The organism is Ruminococcus sp. 210702-SL.1.03 (assembly GCF_020559915.1).
Taxonomy (GTDB): Bacteria; Bacillota; Clostridia; order Oscillospirales; family Ruminococcaceae; genus YE71.
In genome coordinates, this window is the sequence record NZ_JAJCLZ010000001.1 from 177,758 (window position 1) to 193,714 (window position 15,957).

At 51.7% G+C, this 15,957-nt stretch carries 16 protein-coding genes; 2 read left to right on the top strand and 14 right to left on the bottom strand.

The features are described from left to right. Positions 1 to 66 precede the first annotated feature (66 nt). From LI114_RS00825 to LI114_RS00875, 11 genes are all read right to left on the bottom strand, one after another. On the bottom strand, positions 67 to 810 hold the full coding sequence (locus tag LI114_RS00825; RefSeq protein ID WP_227218551.1) for a DcrB-related protein: 744 nt from the start codon (positions 808 to 810) through the stop codon (positions 67 to 69). 22 nt (positions 811 to 832) lie between these two features. Further along, the gene (locus tag LI114_RS00830; protein ID WP_227218553.1) at positions 833 to 2,014 is read right to left on the bottom strand and encodes a phosphoribosylaminoimidazolecarboxamide formyltransferase; all 1,182 of its coding nucleotides are present in this window, start codon (positions 2,012 to 2,014) and stop codon (positions 833 to 835) included. A gap of 25 nt (positions 2,015 to 2,039) precedes the next feature. Further along, entirely contained in the window at positions 2,040 to 2,756 is a 717-nt protein-coding gene (locus tag LI114_RS00835; protein ID WP_227218555.1) for an IMP cyclohydrolase, read from the bottom strand. Between the two features lie 167 nt (positions 2,757 to 2,923). Continuing rightward, positions 2,924 to 3,370, bottom strand: a complete 447-nt coding sequence (locus LI114_RS00840; protein ID WP_227218556.1) for a hypothetical protein — start codon at positions 3,368 to 3,370, stop codon at positions 2,924 to 2,926. A gap of 4 nt (positions 3,371 to 3,374) precedes the next feature. Then, positions 3,375 to 4,007, bottom strand: coding sequence for a phosphoribosylglycinamide formyltransferase (purN, locus tag LI114_RS00845; protein ID WP_227218558.1), 633 nt, complete (start codon positions 4,005 to 4,007; stop codon positions 3,375 to 3,377). 29 nt (positions 4,008 to 4,036) lie between these two features. Continuing rightward, a complete protein-coding gene (purM, locus tag LI114_RS00850; protein WP_227218560.1) occupies positions 4,037 to 5,071 on the bottom strand; it encodes a phosphoribosylformylglycinamidine cyclo-ligase in 1,035 nt (344 codons plus the stop codon). A 22-nt stretch (positions 5,072 to 5,093) separates the two neighbouring features. Then, positions 5,094 to 6,518: an amidophosphoribosyltransferase gene (purF, locus tag LI114_RS00855; RefSeq protein WP_227218562.1), complete on the bottom strand. Its 1,425-nt coding sequence runs from the start codon at positions 6,516 to 6,518 to the stop codon at positions 5,094 to 5,096. A 171-nt stretch (positions 6,519 to 6,689) separates the two neighbouring features. Further along, positions 6,690 to 7,412, bottom strand: coding sequence for a phosphoribosylaminoimidazolesuccinocarboxamide synthase (purC, locus tag LI114_RS00860; protein ID WP_022127697.1), 723 nt, complete (start codon positions 7,410 to 7,412; stop codon positions 6,690 to 6,692). A gap of 37 nt (positions 7,413 to 7,449) precedes the next feature. Continuing rightward, the gene (locus LI114_RS00865) at positions 7,450 to 8,100 is read right to left on the bottom strand and encodes an HAD family hydrolase (RefSeq protein ID WP_227218564.1); all 651 of its coding nucleotides are present in this window, start codon (positions 8,098 to 8,100) and stop codon (positions 7,450 to 7,452) included. A gap of 12 nt (positions 8,101 to 8,112) precedes the next feature. Continuing rightward, entirely contained in the window at positions 8,113 to 8,607 is a 495-nt protein-coding gene (gene purE, locus LI114_RS00870) for a 5-(carboxyamino)imidazole ribonucleotide mutase (protein ID WP_227218565.1), read from the bottom strand. Between the two features lie 384 nt (positions 8,608 to 8,991). Then, entirely contained in the window at positions 8,992 to 9,192 is a 201-nt protein-coding gene (locus LI114_RS00875; protein ID WP_022127700.1) for a hypothetical protein, read from the bottom strand. A gap of 375 nt (positions 9,193 to 9,567) precedes the next feature. On the opposite strand from LI114_RS00875, the gene rsmA reads away from it, so the two are divergent. After that, positions 9,568 to 10,389, top strand: a complete 822-nt coding sequence (gene rsmA / locus LI114_RS00880; RefSeq protein ID WP_227218771.1) for a 16S rRNA (adenine(1518)-N(6)/adenine(1519)-N(6))-dimethyltransferase RsmA — start codon at positions 9,568 to 9,570, stop codon at positions 10,387 to 10,389. Between the two features lie 189 nt (positions 10,390 to 10,578). Beyond that, positions 10,579 to 11,712 (top strand): aminotransferase class V-fold PLP-dependent enzyme, encoded by a 1,134-nt coding sequence (locus LI114_RS00885; RefSeq protein ID WP_227218567.1) that lies wholly within the window; start codon positions 10,579 to 10,581, stop codon positions 11,710 to 11,712. A gap of 61 nt (positions 11,713 to 11,773) precedes the next feature. On the opposite strand, the gene LI114_RS00890 is transcribed toward LI114_RS00885, so the two are convergent. Genes LI114_RS00890 through LI114_RS00900 form a run of 3 tightly spaced genes read right to left on the bottom strand, consistent with a single transcriptional unit; the run spans position 11,774 to position 15,946 of the window. Then, positions 11,774 to 13,705 carry an ABC transporter ATP-binding protein gene (locus tag LI114_RS00890; RefSeq protein WP_413770887.1) on the bottom strand — a complete coding sequence of 644 codons (1,932 nt, stop codon included), beginning with the start codon at positions 13,703 to 13,705 and terminating at the stop codon, positions 11,774 to 11,776. Further along, on the bottom strand, positions 13,698 to 15,449 hold the full coding sequence (locus tag LI114_RS00895) for an ABC transporter ATP-binding protein (protein ID WP_227218569.1): 1,752 nt from the start codon (positions 15,447 to 15,449) through the stop codon (positions 13,698 to 13,700). Before LI114_RS00895 ends, LI114_RS00890 begins: the two co-directional genes overlap by 8 nt. Next, entirely contained in the window at positions 15,446 to 15,946 is a 501-nt protein-coding gene (locus LI114_RS00900; protein ID WP_227218571.1) for a MarR family winged helix-turn-helix transcriptional regulator, read from the bottom strand. Before LI114_RS00900 ends, LI114_RS00895 begins: the two co-directional genes overlap by 4 nt. Positions 15,947 to 15,957: the final 11 nt, after the last annotated feature.

Here is a 15,957-nt window from a genome sequence, read left to right on the forward strand (position 1 = left end):
TCGGTCCTTTCTATACAGCTTACGGCGCAGGCTTTTACACCCGCGCCCAGCCTTATTTTGCTTTTATCAGATGAACTTGAAGCTGTCCAGTACCTTATTGAACTCGCTGTCGAGCTTGCTCATTACGCTGTCAGCCGCGCCGTAGCTGATGGCAACAAGAGTATCGTCCTTGTTTACAACTACCTGATGTATCTCCATAGTAACGTCATCGCTGAGCTTGTAGCTAATGGTGAAAGTGTAGCTCTCAATGCCGTTGAGGGTGCCGGGTTCAGCCGCAGTTACTTCGTAGCCGTCGGTAGATTCGTAAGCCGAACGCATATCCTCTGCGTACTCGGAAACGGAAGTGCCCTTGAGCGATTCGTCAGACATGGAAACTACATTGAAGTTAGCGGTAACTGCCATATCGTCATCAAGGTCGCCTGCGTATGTGAACTGGCAGTCAGTGCCTGCGCCCTCGCCGTAAGTCCAAACAGCGGGGTCTGCCTCGATGGTGTACTTTTCGCCGGTGTAAACGCCGTCAGCATAGCCGGTATTTGCGTTGGAAGCGGAATCGTCAGCCGCACTCTCATCGGCAGTGCTTTCGTCAGCAGCGCTCTCAACTGCTGCGCTCTCGTCAGCGGTGCTCTCTTCGGCAACGCTCTCAGCAGCAGATTCCTCAGCCTTAGACTCTTCAGCAGCGGTGGTAGCCGCAGTAGTATCAGCCTTAGACTTAGTGTCCTCCTTAGACGAATCATCGCTGCTTCCGCAGGATGCCATTGCCATTACGGTCATAGCTGCAAGCAGTGCAGCAAGTGTCTTTTTGATCTTCATGATTTCTTCTACTCCTTTTCTATCAGTGGTGGAACAGTCTGATGCCTGTAAATGCCATAGCCATTCCGTATTTGTTGCAGGTTTCGATAACGTTGTCGTCGCGGATAGATCCACCCGGCTCGGCAATGTATTTTACGCCTGATTTGTGTGCTCTTTCGATGTTGTCGCCGAAGGGGAAGAATGCGTCAGAGCCTAAGCATACGTCGGTATTCTTTTCCAGCCATGCTTTCTTCTCCTCGCGGGTGAATACCGCGGGCTTTACCTTAAAGGTATTCTGCCATACGCCCTCTGCGAGAACGTCCTCGTACTCGTCCGACATATAAACGTCTATCGCGTTGTCGCGGTCGGCGCGGCGGATATTATCGAGGAATTCCAGACCCATTACCTGCGGGCTCTGGCGCAGCCACCAGTTATCCGCTTTCTGTCCCGCAAGGCGTGTGCAGTGTATTCTCGACTGCTGACCAGCGCCTATGCCGATAGCCTGACCGTCCTTGACGTAGCAAACGGAGTTTGACTGAGTGTATTTCAGAGTGATAAGCGAGATGAGCAGATCCTCCTGCTTCTCCTTAGGAATATCCTTATTTTCGGTAACGATGTTTTTCAGCATATCGAAATCGATAGGCAGTTCCTGTCTGCCCTGCTCGAACGTTACGCCGTATACCTGCTTGCGCTCGAGGGGGTCGGGCTTGTAGTTCTCGTCCATCTGAATGATGTTGTAAGTGCCCTTTCTCTTCGATTTCAAAATCTCGAGCGCTTCGTCGGTGTAGCCGGGGGCGATTATGCCGTCTGAAACCTCGCGCTGTATCATCTTAGCGGTAGGCACATCGCAAACGTCTGAAAGCGCGATAAAGTCGCCGTAAGAGGACATTCTGTCCGCGCCGCGCGCTCTTGCATATGCGCAGGCAAGGGGCGAAAGCTCGCCGAGGTCGTCTACCCAGTAGATCTTCTTGAGCGTATCAGAAAGGGGTCTGCCTACAGCCGCGCCTGCGGGCGAAACGTGCTTGAAAGAGGTAGCCGCGGGCAGACCCGTAGCCTTTTTCAGCTCGCGCACAAGCTGCCAGCCGTTGAAAGCGTCGAGCAGATTTATATAGCCGGGTTTGCCGTTGAGAACTGTTATAGGCAGCTCCTCGCCGTTAGCCATGAATACTCTCGATGGCTTCTGGTTAGGGTTGCAGCCGTATTTTAAAAGCATTTCATTTGCCATTTTTCAATTCCTCCGTATCGTGATGTCACTTGGTGTACTTGTTTACGACCTTGGTCTTTTCCTCGCCCGTAGCGATGTCGATGTATCTTACAAAAAGCGATACCTTGTTATCCTCGTTGAGCGCTTCCCAAAGACCGTTGGTAAATTCCTCGATGCAGTTCGGGATATTTATCTTTTTAGGCTCGCCCTCAAAGCTGGGCAGCGGGCTGCCATCGCCCATGTAGGTGTGGATAAAGTGGCCCACGCCGTCTGCGGGGTTGGTGTAGGTGAAAGTAAATCTCTCGCAGCAGGTGGGGTCGCCGTCGGCGGATTTCAGTATGCTCATAGCGTAGTTGTAAGAGCCGCTCTCGACGTGCATTATGCCCGAAATTCTGGGAGTGTAGTTTGGCGCGTCGTCCTCGTACTCGCGTGTGCGAAGCGATTGCTCAAAGGTCTGCTGTTTATCCATCAGCTCGTAGATAGTGTCGGTCTGGTCGCCGTTGGTAACTATCGTCTTGTTGCCAAGCTTTCTAACGGGCGAGTAGATGATAAGGTGCGGGTCGGAAAGCTTGCTTGGGTCGGCAGCTTCGGTCTTTATGCCGTCAGCCGTTTCGGTGAAAACGCGGTTGCGCGAGTTCACGCTTCTGCCCATGATGAAGTACGCCGTTACAGCGCTCTTGCCATCGGCAGACTTGCCTATTATAATGCCTCTGCCGGGGTAGGAATTGCTTTTCAGCTCTTCGTAAATATCAAGAGTTTTCATATTTTTTCCTCCATGCGTTACGGCAATAATGCACAACTATTGTGTGCGTATTGCGAAGTCAGATTTTTCGTCAGATTGTACTAAAACGACGACGGCAAGCTGGCGCTTTCCTAGGAGTTTGAGTGCAATATGGCGGAAAATATGCAAGCAAGACGTACACAAAGCCGTTAGGCGGTAGTTGCGCGTTGTTGCCTAATTACTTCCCCGAGGTAACACTCGGTCACGTTCGGTATTGTTATGACGCCGTTTTCGGCGTATCTTTCAAACATCTCGGCAAGCTCGGCTTTGTATTCATCGAAATGCTCGTCGCCCTCTTTCAGCGAATACGAGCGCGAGAGTCTGTTGCCGATTAAGGCCTGCTTATCGAAATGAAGATCGTTTCTGAATATCTTCGTTTCAAAATTATCAAAAAAGCCGCTGAGCTCCTCGGCGCTTTTGCGCATCGGCGTGTTCAAGCTTTTTCTTATAAGGTAGTCGCCGCACCATTTCGCGCAGATACGGCTTATCTCCGCCGCTACGGACGAATCTTTCTCGGTGGGGTAGGACGGGCGGTATTTTGAATACACATCGGCAAGTCCCAAAAATTTTGACCTGCCCGCGTTTTCGGTCGGCATACCCTCAGCCCTCGTAATCGACGTAAGCTTTGCCGTCCTTAATGGTTATCCTTCCCTCGCAGAAAAGCGAGGCAGCTTTCGGCAGCAGCTTCCACTCTACGTTTTCCATAATGCGGCGCTGAAGTATCTCTGGGGTGTCGCCGTTCTCGACGGCTACCGTGCCTTGAAGGATTATCGCGCCCGCGTCAGCCTGCTCGTTTACGAAATGTATCGTCGCGCCCGAAACTTTCACGCCGTACTCCAGCGCTTTTTCGTGCACTTTAATTCCGTAATAGCCCTCGCCGCAGAAAGACGGGATCAGTGCGGGGTGTACGTTTATTATCTGATACGGGTAAGCTTCGGTAACGCATTTATCGAGTATCGTCATAAAGCCCGCGAGGATTATCAGGTCGGCGCGCTGCTTTTTCAGCTCGGCAAGTATAGCTTCGCTGTAAGCTTTGCTGTCGGCGTAATTCTTTCTCGGCAGGGTAACGCTCGGTATGCCTGCGTTTGCCGCACGTTCAAGCGCATACGCGCCCTCTTTTGAGGAGATGACGCAGCTTATCTTGCCGCCCTTTATCTCTCCCCTTTTCTCGGCGTCGATGAGCGCCTGCAGATTCGTGCCGCCGCCCGATACCAGTACGACTATATTTTTCATTACTCCATCTGCTCCTTTCAGAGTAGTCATCAGCAGATGATAACGCCCTCTTCGCTCTCTACCAGTTCGCCGAGGATATAAGCGTTTTCGCCGGCGGCTTTCAGAGTTTCAACAGCCTTGTCGGCGTCGTTCTTATCTACTACCACCGTCATGCCGACGCCCATGTTAAAGGTATTGAACATATCTCTCTCAGGTATCTTGCCTGTTTCGGCGATAACGTTGAATATCGGCAGTACCTGTACGGCGCTGCGCTCGATCTTAGCAGAAAGACCCTTGGGCAGAGATCTCGGGATATTCTCGTAGAAGCCGCCGCCGGTGATGTGCGAGATAGCCTTCACGTTCACCTTTTCGATAAGGCTCATGATAGCCTTTACATATATCTTGGTAGGTGTGAGCAGCACGCTGCCGAGGGGCGCGCCCAGCTCGGAATTATGTCTTGCGAGGTTCTGCTCGTTTACGGTAAATACCTTTCTTACCAGCGAGAAGCCGTTGGAATGTACGCCGCTGGAAGCGATAGCGATCATTACGTCGCCCGCCTTCTGCGTTTCGGGCTTGAGTATCTTGTCCTTATCAACAACGCCTACTGCGAAGCCTGCGAGGTCGTACTCATCTACGGGGTAGAAGCCGGGCATTTCGGCAGTTTCGCCGCCTATGAGCGCAGCGCCCGACTGTATGCAGCCCTCGGCAACGCCCGAAACTATCTGCGCTACCTTTTCGGGGTAGTTCTTGCCTACCGCGATGTAGTCGAGGAAAAACTGGGGCTTAGCGCCGCAGCAGATTATATCGTTCACGCACATAGCTACGCAGTCGATGCCGACTGTATCGTGCTTATCCATAAGGAAAGCTATCTTGAGCTTAGTGCCTACGCCGTCGGTGCCCGAAACGAGTACGGGCTTGGTGATGCCTGTAAGGTCAACCTCGTAAAGTCCGCCGAAGCCGCCGATACCGCTCAGCGCGCCCGCCGTCATAGTCTTAGCGACGTGCTTTTTCATAAGCTCTACCGCCTTATAGCCCGCGGTAACGTCAACGCCCGCTTCCTTATAGCTTTCAGAAAAACTCTTCATGTTATATTCCTTTCATATCAAATCATTTACTGTCCGAAATTCTGTACTCAAATTTATCCTTTGGCATTTCTGCGGGTACTTCTATCGGGTACTGCTCGTTAAAGCAGCCTACGCAGAAGTCGCAGTCTGACTTGCCCGCAAGCTTTTTCACGCTCTCTACGCTGAGGTAGCCCAAGCTGTCCGCGCCGATGTGGCGGCAGATCTCTTCGTTAGTCATATTGCAGGCTATGAGGTTCTCTTTGCTGTCAATATCCGTGCCAAAGTAGCATGGCGCTACGAAAGCGGGGCTGGATATACGAACGTGCACCTCGGTAGCCCCCGCCTCGCGCAGCAGGTTCACTATGCGCGCCGAAGTAGTTCCGCGGACTATCGAGTCGTCTATCATGACAACGCGCTTGCCCTTTACGGTAGAGGATATAGCGTTCAGCTTGATCTTTACCGAATTGGTGCGCTCCGCCTGAGTAGGCTGGATAAACGTTCTGCCGATATAGCGGTTTTTGATAAAGCCTATGCCGTAAGGTATGCCGCTCTCCTGCGAAAAGCCGAGCGCCGCGTCGAGTCCCGAGTCGGGAACGCCTATTACTATATCCGCGTCAACGGGGTGCTCGCGCCAGAGGTATTTGCCTGCGCGAAGCCTTGCCTTATGTACGCTGGAACCCTCTATCACCGAGTCGGGGCGTGCGAAGTAAACATACTCAAACACGCAGATATGACCCTTGCTGCCGCAGTGCGTTTCGATAGACCTAACGCCGCTGTCGTCGATAACTACTATCTCGCCCGGTTTCAGATCTCTTACGAATTTAGCGCCGATGCTGTCAAAAGCGCAAGTTTCGCTCGAAACTACCCAGCTTTCGCCGAGCTTACCAAGAGAGAGAGGACGGAAGCCCTCGGGGTCGCGCGCGGCTATAAGCTTCTGCGGCGACATTATCACCAGCGAGTACGCGCCCTTTACCCTGTACATCATCTGCTCTACCGCTTTTTCGATAGATCCGCAGGCAAGGCGCTCTTCGGTTATCACATAAGAGATGACCTCGGTATCGTTAGTAGTATGGAAGATCATACCTTTGTTTTCGTACTGCATCCTCAGCTCACGCGCATTGGTAAGGTTGCCGTTATGCGCTATCGCGAGAGGGCCTTTGCCGTGGCGGACTACCAACGGCTGAGCGTTTGAAGCGTTGCAGCTTCCAGTTGTAGAGTAGCGCACATGACCTATCGCCATATTGCCCTCGCCAAGAGCCTGAAGGCGGTCTTTATCGAACACCTGATTTACCAGACCCAGATCTTTATAATAATTGAACAATCCATCATCGTTCACTACGATGCCGCAGCTTTCCTGTCCACGGTGCTGAAGCGCATACAATCCCACATATGTCTGCGCGGCTACATCGCATTTTTTATCGGCGTAAATGCCGAATACCCCACATTCTTCATGAATATTGTCAAACATTTATTCATTACCTCCGTGGGCATCTTATCAATGGTCTTTCGGCGGCGAAAGCCTGCCCGCAGACCTGCAATGCCAAAATTTATAAAAACGTGCAAGCGGCAGGGAGCGCCCCACGCGCCTCTGCCGTCGCAATTCTAAACGAAATATCCGTTTGTATTTGTCGGCGAAAAATTACTTTTCGCTGCCCATCAGGCGCTTCATGATCTCCTGATAAGCCTCTTCTACGCCGCCCATATCTCTGCGGAAACGGTCTTTATCAAGCTTCTCGTGAGTAGTGCTGTCCCAGAAACGGCAGGTGTCGGGAGAGATCTCGTCTGCAAGGATTATCTTGCCGTGAAATCTGCCGAACTCGATCTTGAAGTCGATGAGGTCGATATTCATCTTCTTAAAGAAGCCGAGCATGAACTCGTTTACCTTGAAAGCGTACTTAGTGATGTCTGCGATCTCCTCTTCGGTAGCGAGGTCAAGACCGAGAGCGTAGTACTTATTGATAAAGGGGTCGCCCAGATCGTCGTTCTTGTAGCTGAACTCGAGAGTAGGCTGCTTGAGCTTAGTGCCCTCAGCAATACCGAGTTTCTTAGAGAAGCTGCCGGCAGCTACGTTTCTTACGATGACTTCGAGAGGAACTATCTCTACCTTCTTAACGATCGTTTCTCTGTCGCTGATCTCTTCAACGAGGTGAGTAGGCACGCCCTCGTTCTCAAGCAGCTTGAACATATAGTTCGTCATCTTATTATTGATAACGCCCTTGCCGGTGATAGTGCCCTTCTTTTCGCCGTTGAAAGCGGTAGCGTCGTCCTTGTAATCTACGATAACGAGATCAGGATCGTTAGTCGCGTAAACTTTCTTAGCCTTTCCTTCATAAAGCTGTTCGCCCTTTACTACGTTTGCCATGTTGATTTCCTCCTAAGATCATATGTAAAATTTGATTTTATGCTAGTATAATGTCCGCAGTCTGCGCGGGAGTTTCGGCTATATAGTCAGCGCCGGCTTTTTCAAGCTCTTCCCTGTTTCCGTAGCCGTAAAGCACGCCTAAGCTGTCGATGCCCTCGGCAGCCGCGCCCTCTATATCATGATGTCTGTCGCCGACCATAAGCGTTTTATCCGCCTCAGCCCCGCAGCTTTTCATGACATATCTTATAACAGCCGCTTTATTGGTGCGCTCGCCTGTCATCTCCGCCCCGCCGACAAAATCGAAGTATTCGTCAAGGCAGAAGTGAGAGATTATCCTGCGCGCGTAGACCTCGGGCTTAGATGTAGCCAACGCAGTGCGCCTGCCCGCAGCCCTTATGCGCGCGAGCATTTCCGCCGCGCCGCCGTAAACTGCATTTTCAAATATTCCTATATCCTTATACCTTTCGCGATAAAGGCGCGTCGCCTCAGCCGCCTGCTCGTTGTCCATACCGCAGAAATCGCGAAAAGAATCCATAAGCGGCGGGCCTATAAAGCGGTACAAACTGCTGCGCTGCGGAACATCTCTTCCCATCTGCCGCAGAGCGTGCTCTACGCAGTTGATTATGCCCTCAGCCGAGTCTGTTATAGTGCCGTCAAGGTCGAAAAGTATCAGTTCATAATGTTTCAAATGTTTATATCCTCAAAGCTGAGCTATCTGCTCCTGAAGCGCTTTATCCTTCGCCTCTACGCCCCCTACCATTTCCTGCTTAGCCTTTTCAAGCTTTTCGGCAAGGGTATCGTCTGAAAGCGCGAGCATCTCTATCGCGAGAATTGCGGCATTTTTCGCGCCGTTTACAGCCACTGTTGCGACAGGTATGCCGCTTGGCATCTGAACGGTAGCGAGCAGAGCGTCAAGACCCTCAAAAGTCGATTTTATCGGGATGCCGATAACGGGCAGCGTGGTGTTTCCCGCGATCACGCCCGCCAGATGAGCCGCCATGCCTGCCGCGCAGATTATTATGCCGAAGCCGTTAGCCTTAGCGTTTTTCGCAAAATCAGCGGCAAGCTCTGGGGTGCGGTGAGCGCTCATAACGCGGCACTCAAAAGGCACGCCGTACTTTTTAAGCTCGGCAAGCGCATTTTTCACGATAGGAAAATCGCTGTCTGAGCCCATTATAACTGCAACCTTTTTCATAAGAAAATTCCTCCATCATTACCATGTATAATAAAAAAACAGCAGCTATATGAAGCAAACTGCTGTAATAATACTGCTATAAATTACAATTAGAGTGCGAAAAGCCGAGGGTAGATCCGCCTTTAACGGAAATATCCTTACATAAATATGAAAAGAATCGGCGCTCAAAATTCTGCATATCGAAAACCATTCCTTTCAGAAGCTCGCACGGGGGAAAGCGGCATTACTCAAAACAGCCGCCGCGGTATGCCGCCGGCATAATAGCCGCAGCATACCCTTTATATATTGTACAATATTTTCGTCCGAAATTCAACAGAATTTGATATAAAATTTGTTACTGATTTATTGCTGATAATTGTGCAATTTCACAATGCAGCGGCGAGGTCAGTCGTACAAGTGGTGATCGGAAAAGCTGCGCATACCGCGTATATTGGCGGCGGCGTGCTTATCCTCGCCCATCACAAGACTTTCGCGGCGCTCGGGCGGAAGCTGCATGAAAACTTTGAAAGCGGCGGGGTTCTGCGCCATAGCCATCGAAAGCCCCAAGGGAATATCGCTGCTGCGGGCGGGTCTTTTTCTGCACATAAAATTTCACCTCCTGCGATGTATCTCTGAAAATATTATCCGCTGAAAAATAAATTTTATGCCTGAAAAAAGTTGACTTTGCGGCGATAACGTGTTAAAATTAAGGCAATACCGCACAACTATTGTGTGCAGATTGCGTCGTCAGATTTTTCGTCAGATTGCCTAAAGCCGACGACGCTTAACTCGCGTTAAGCTAGGAGGTTTTGGGTGATATGACGGAAAATTGTTTTGGCTTCGCAAAAACGCAAGCAAGATGTGCACAAAGCCGCTAGGCGGTAGTTGTGCGGTGTTGCCTTAAAACGATCACAATTACGAAACAAGTGGAGGATACAGGTATTGGAAGGACTTTATCAGATAAAGACCGTGAATGAGATAATGCAGCGCCACGGCTTTTCTTTTTCAAAAAAGCTGGGGCAGAATTTTCTCATAAACCCCGCCGTATGCCCGCGGATAGCCGAGATGGGCGGCGCGGAAAAGGGCGCGGGGATAATAGAGATAGGAACGGGCGTTGGCGTACTGACCCACGAGCTTGCGAAGCGCGCGGACAAGGTTTGCGCGATAGAGCTTGACGAGCGGCTGATACCCGTGCTGGCGGAAACGCTGGCGGAGCACGACAACGTGAAGATAATAAACGCCGACATCATGCAGACCGACCTGAAAAAGCTCATCGACGAAGAATTTCAAGGGCTGAACGTGGCGGTGTGCGCTAATCTGCCCTACTACATAACATCGCCGATAATAATGCGCCTGCTTGAAGAGCGTCTGCCGATAAAGTCGGTAACGGTGATGGTGCAGAAAGAGGCGGGCGTACGGCTTTGCGCCGAAACGGGCACGCGCGAAAGCGGCGCGGTAACTTTCGCAGTACGGTATTTTTCCGAGCCGAAGAAGCTTTTCGACGTATCGCGCGGCAGCTTTTACCCTGCGCCGAACGTTGACAGCTGCGTTATCAGATTCGACCTGCGCGAGCACACTCCCGAGGGGGTGACGGACGAGAAGTTTTTCTTCAAGGTAGTCCGCGCGGCGTTTCAGCAGCGGCGCAAGACGCTCTGCAACTCGGTATCGGCGACCATCGGCGCGGAGAAATCTACGGTGATAAGCGCGGCGGAATCGGCAGGCCTTAGCCCGACGATACGCCCCGAAGCCATGAGCATGGAGCAGATGATAGCTTTCTCTGAGCAGCTCAAAAAGATGATATAAAGCAAAAAAAAAAGCCTCACTCTGACAAATTTCAGCGCAGAGAGAGGCTTTATCTATATCATCGGCACAAGACCGTATATCGACATTATATTCACCGCGGGCGGGATAAGTTCGCGGCGGAATACGACATTTTCGGCACGAAGCCGCACCGAATATCATACACTGATATGAAGGGGGTGGTATAATGCCATGAATTTCGTAAATTTTGATAACTCTGCCACCACGTTCCCGAAGCCGCCGAGCGTTGCGGCGGCGGTGCAGACTGCTTTCACGCGGTACGGCGGAAACCCCGGCAGGGGCGGTCACAAGCTTTCGGTCGCGACATCTGAGCAGGTGTTCAAGACGCGCGCGGCGGCGGCTGATATGTTTGGCGCGCAGCCGCAGGACGCCGTTTTTGCCGCAAACTGCACCGCCGCGCTGAATATGGCGATAAAGGGAATGATGCAGTACGGCGGGCACATCATAATCTCAGACTACGAGCACAACTCAGTTTTCCGCCCCGTATACGCGCTGTACAAGCGGCGCGGGGCGACATTTTCCGTAGCGCAGATCAGCGACAGCGACGAGGAAACGGTAGAGAATTTCCGCAGGCTGATACGCAGCGACACGAAGTGCATATGCTGCATGGCGGCTTCAAACGTAACGGGGCGGCTGATGCCGATACGCGAGCTTGCCGAGCTTTGCCGCAGCTACGGGATATGTTTCATCACCGACGCAGCGCAGGCGGCGGGGCTTATCGACCTAAAAGTCAGCGGCGGGGTGAGCTTCATATGTGCTTCGGGGCACAAGGCGCTCTACGGGCCTTCGGGCACGGGTCTGCTGATCTCGAGCGGCGAGTACGAGCTGAGCACGATAATGGAAGGCGGAACGGGCGCGACCTCAGAGCAGCCCGAGCAAACGCCTTTCCTGCCCGAGCGGCTGGAGAGCGGCACTGTCAACACGGCGGGCATAATAGGCCTGCGGGCTGGGCTGGAGTTTGTAAAGACGAAAACTCCGCAGCGGATATTGGCGCACGAGATCTCGCTCTGCGAGCAGTTTGAGCAGGGTATCTCACGGATAAAGGACGTGAAACTTTACCGCATCGACCGCCGCGCGCCGATAGTTTCATTCAACATCGGCGAGAAAAATTCGCAGCGGGTATCAGCGGCGCTTTCGGAAAAAGGCTTCGCGCTGAGGGGTGGGCTGCACTGCGCTCCGCTGGCGCACCGCACGCTCGGCACGCTGGAGCAGGGCACGGTGCGCTTCTCGCCCGCCGCTTTCAACAATTCGCGGCAGGTGGATAGTTTGATACAGGCGGTGGCGAAAACGGCTAAGGAATTGTGAATAAAAAAGCGGCAGGCCGTAAAAAGCCTGCCGTTTTAGCGTATAAGTGTTTAAGCAAATATCATTCCAGCTCGAAAGCGCCTGTATAAAGCTGATAATACTTGCCCTTTTCGGCTATCAGCTTATCGTGGCTGCCGCGCTCGATTATCCTGCCCTGCTCGAGCACCATGATAACGTCGGAATTGCGCACGGTGGAAAGGCGATGGGCTATTACGAAAACCGTTCTGCCGTACATCAGTCCGTCCATGCCGCGCTGTACCAGCGCCTCGGTGCGGGTGTCGATGGAGGAAGTAGCTTCGTCTAATATCATTACGGGCGGGTCGGCTACCGCTGCGCGGGCTATCGAGATAAGCTGGCGCTGACCCTGCGAGAGGTTCGCACCGTTGCCCGTGAGCATGGTATTATAGCCCTCGGGCAAACGTCTGATGAAATCGTCGGCGTTTGCAAGGCGCGCCGCGGCTATGCACTCTTCGTCACTGGCGCCGAGGTTGCCGTAGCGGATATTATCCATTACCGTGCCTGTAAAAAGGTTTACGTCCTGCAAAACTATACCGAGCGAGCGGCGCAGATCGTCTTTCTTTATCTTGTTGATATTTATGCCGTCGTAGCGTATCTTGCCGTCGGCGATGTCGTAAAAGCGGTTGATAAGGTTTGTGATAGTGGTCTTTCCTGCGCCCGTCGCGCCTACGAAAGCTACCTTTTCGCCGGGGTTCGCGTAGATGGAAACATCGTGCAGAACTATCTTTTCGGGCACATAGCCGAAGTCTACGTCATCGAACTCTACATGGCCCGTAACCTTAGTCAGCGTTACGCTGCCGTCCTCGTGGGGGTGCTTCCAAGCCCAGATGTTGGTGCGCTCTTCGCACTCTACAAGCTCATCGTCAGCGCCGTACTTAGCGTTTACAAGGGTAACGTATCCCTCGTCGGTTTCGGGCTGCTCGTCGATAAGGTCGTAGATCCTCGAAGCGCCCGCCATAGCCATAGCTACCGCGTTTATCTGCTGAGAGATATTTGAAATGTTCTGGCTGAACTGGCGCACCATTCCGAGGAAAGGCACTACTACCGCTATGCTCATAGCCTGACCCGAGATCGAGAGGTTCGGCACATTCAGCGTTATCAGCACGCCGCCGATGAAAGCCGCGAGGATATAGAGTATATTGCCGATATTGCCCATGATAGGCATGAGGATATTTGCGTACTTGTTAGCGTTGTTCGCGTCGTTAAAGAGCTGCTCGTTTATCTTATCGAAATCCTGCTTCGCATGGCTCTCGTGGCAGAAGACCTTTACTACCTTCTGACCCTCTATCATTTCTTCGATATAGCCCTCGGCTTTACCGAGCGACTTCTGCTGTTTTACGAAGTGCTTCGCGCTCTTGCCGCCGATGTTTTTAGTCACCCAAAGCATGAGCAGAACGCCCGCTACCACGATAAGCGTCATCCAGACGCTTAGGTAGAGCATTACGAAAAAGAGTACCAGCAGTGTAAGACCTGCGGTGAGCGCCTGCGGCAGTGCCTGCGAGATAAGCTGGCGCAGGGTGTCTATATCGTTGGTGTAGTGGCTCATAATATCGCCGTGGGGGTGCTGATCGAAATACTTTATCGGCAGCTTTTCCATGCGCTTGAACATCTTCTCGCGCATTTTAGCGAGGTGGCCCTGCGTTACAACAGCCATGTTCAGCGTGTAAACGGTGGTCGCGAGTATTCCTATAACGTATATCGCGATCATCAGCCCGATAACTTTTGTAATTCCCGGCTTTGCGTACTCCATAGCGGCGGCCGCACCTTCCGCGCTGTAAACTTTCAGCGCTTTCTCTATTACCGAGATAAGCTGGTTCATGAAAAGCGAGGATACGGTGCTCGCTACTGCGCTTATAATTATGCAGAAGATAACCAGCGTAAGGCGCTTTTTATAATTGCTGAAAAGGTCTTTCAGTATCCTGCCCATCTGCGGCTTCGGCGCATTAGGGGCTTTTACATACGGCTTCTTAGGCATTTGTATCCTCCTCTCCGCTGTTCTTGTTCTGCGAGGTATAAACTTCGCGGTAGATCTCGTTATTCTCAAGCAGCTCTTCGTGAGTGCCTACTCCGTTTATCTTTCCGCCTTCAAGAACTACTATCTGGTCTGCCGCCTGCACTGAGGAGATACGCTGAGCTATGATTATCTTGGTAGTATCGGGTATCTCTTCGGCGAAAGCTTTTCTTATCAGCGCGTCGGTCTTTGTATCTACCGCGCTGGTGGAGTCGTCGAGAATAAGTATCTTCGGCTTTTTGAGCAGTGCGCGGGCTATGCAAAGGCGCTGTTTCTGACCGCCCGAAACGTTAGTACCGCCCTGCTCTATATAAGTATCGTACTTTTCGGGGAACTTCTGAACGAATTCGTCAGCCTGTGCGAGTCTGCATACGCGCTCGAGCTCTTCATCGCTTGCGTTTTCATCGCCCCAGCGCAGGTTTTCTTTTATAGTGCCCGAAAAAAGAACGTTTTTTTGTAGAACTACTGCCACCTGATCGCGCAGAGTCTTTATATCGTACTCGCGTACATCTCTGCCGCCTACCTTTACCGAGCCGCCCGTAACGTCATAAAGGCGGGGTATAAGCTGTATCAGCGAGGATTTTGAGCTTCCCGTTCCGCCGATAATGCCTATCGTCTGACCCGACTTGATATGCAGGTCTATGCCCTCGAGCACGTTTTTCTCAGCGTCTGCCGAGTAAGCAAAGCTTACGTTATCGAAATCTACGCTGCCGTCTTTTACATCGGTAACGGCGTTTTCGGGATCTTTGATGGTGCTTTCATCATCGAGCACTTCGCAGATACGTCTTGCGGAAGCTACCGACATAGTTACCATAACGAAGATCATCGAGATCATCATAAGGCTCATGAGTATCTGCATACTGTAAGTTATCATGCTCGAGAGGTCGCCGACGTTGAAAGCCGAGCCGCCGCTGCGGATTATCATACCCGCGCCGAAGAGCGAAACGGCAGTCATGGTGACGTACATACAGAACTGCATCAGCGGAGAGTTAAAAGCGAGTATCTTCTCTACGCGGGTAAAGCTGCGTTTCAGCTCCTGCGAGGCTTCGTTGAACTTGTTTATCTCGTAATCTTCACGAACGTAAGCTTTTACTACGCGGATACCGTTTACGTTCTCCTGAACCGATTCATTCAGCGCGTCGTACTTTTTGAAAAGGCGGTTGAATATCGGCATAGAGATCTTTATCATAAGACCCAAGCCGATCGCCAGTACAGGAACTATAAAGAGGTATGTCATAGCGAGCGAGGGGCTCATGAGCACCGACATTACCAGCGCGAATATCAGCATAAAGGGGCATCTTACCACTATACGGATTATCATCATGTAGGCGTTCTGCACGTTGGTAACGTCGGTGGTAAGGCGGGTAACAAGGCTGGAGGTCGAGAACTTATCAATATTCGCGAACGAAAAGCCCTGCACCTTATAGAAAAGGTCTTTGCGCAGATTTTTTGCAAAGCCGCTGGAAGCTCTGGCGCAGAAGTAGCCCGAAAGCGCTCCGCAAAGCAGCGAAAGGCAAGCCATAACGAAAACTACCAGACCGTACTTAACTATAACGCCGAGTTCGCAGCCGCGCTGTATATTATTTACCAGCAGCGCTATAACGTAAGGGATAATACATTCAAGCACTACCTCCAAGGCTACGAAAACGGGCGTTAGGATAGAATCTTTCTTATACTCCCTGATACAGGAAGCGAGCTTTTTTATCATATTCCTTTTTCCTCCGTTTCACTAAGATTTTTCACTATCATATCGCACACCTCAAAGAAATTTTCGAGCTTATCTGGCGGTATATCCTTCACCACATCGCGCTCTATCGCATCGAAGCGCTCTATGATTTCGGCGTTCAGGCGTCTGCCCTTTTCGGTTATCACCAGCTTTTTAAGGCGTGCGTCGCTGGGAACTGACTGCCGCTCGATCAAGCCTTTCTGCACCATAAGGCAGATGGTCTTTGAAACAGTAGCGCGGCGGACGTGAAATTCCTCTTCCAGATCTCGCTGAAAAACATCTCTGCCGTCGTTTTGCACCAAGTAGCCGAGTATCCAGCCGTTTGAGCCGCTGATGGCCTCGTCCTCACTATTGAGCGTGCTGTTGAAGCGGCGGCGAATGAGGTTTGAGATCATTCGCATCTCCGCGCCGATATGGCGTTTGCCGTCCTGCGGGCCTTTAACTATAGGCTCGCCGCAGTTATTGCAGTCTTCGCACATGGTATTACCCT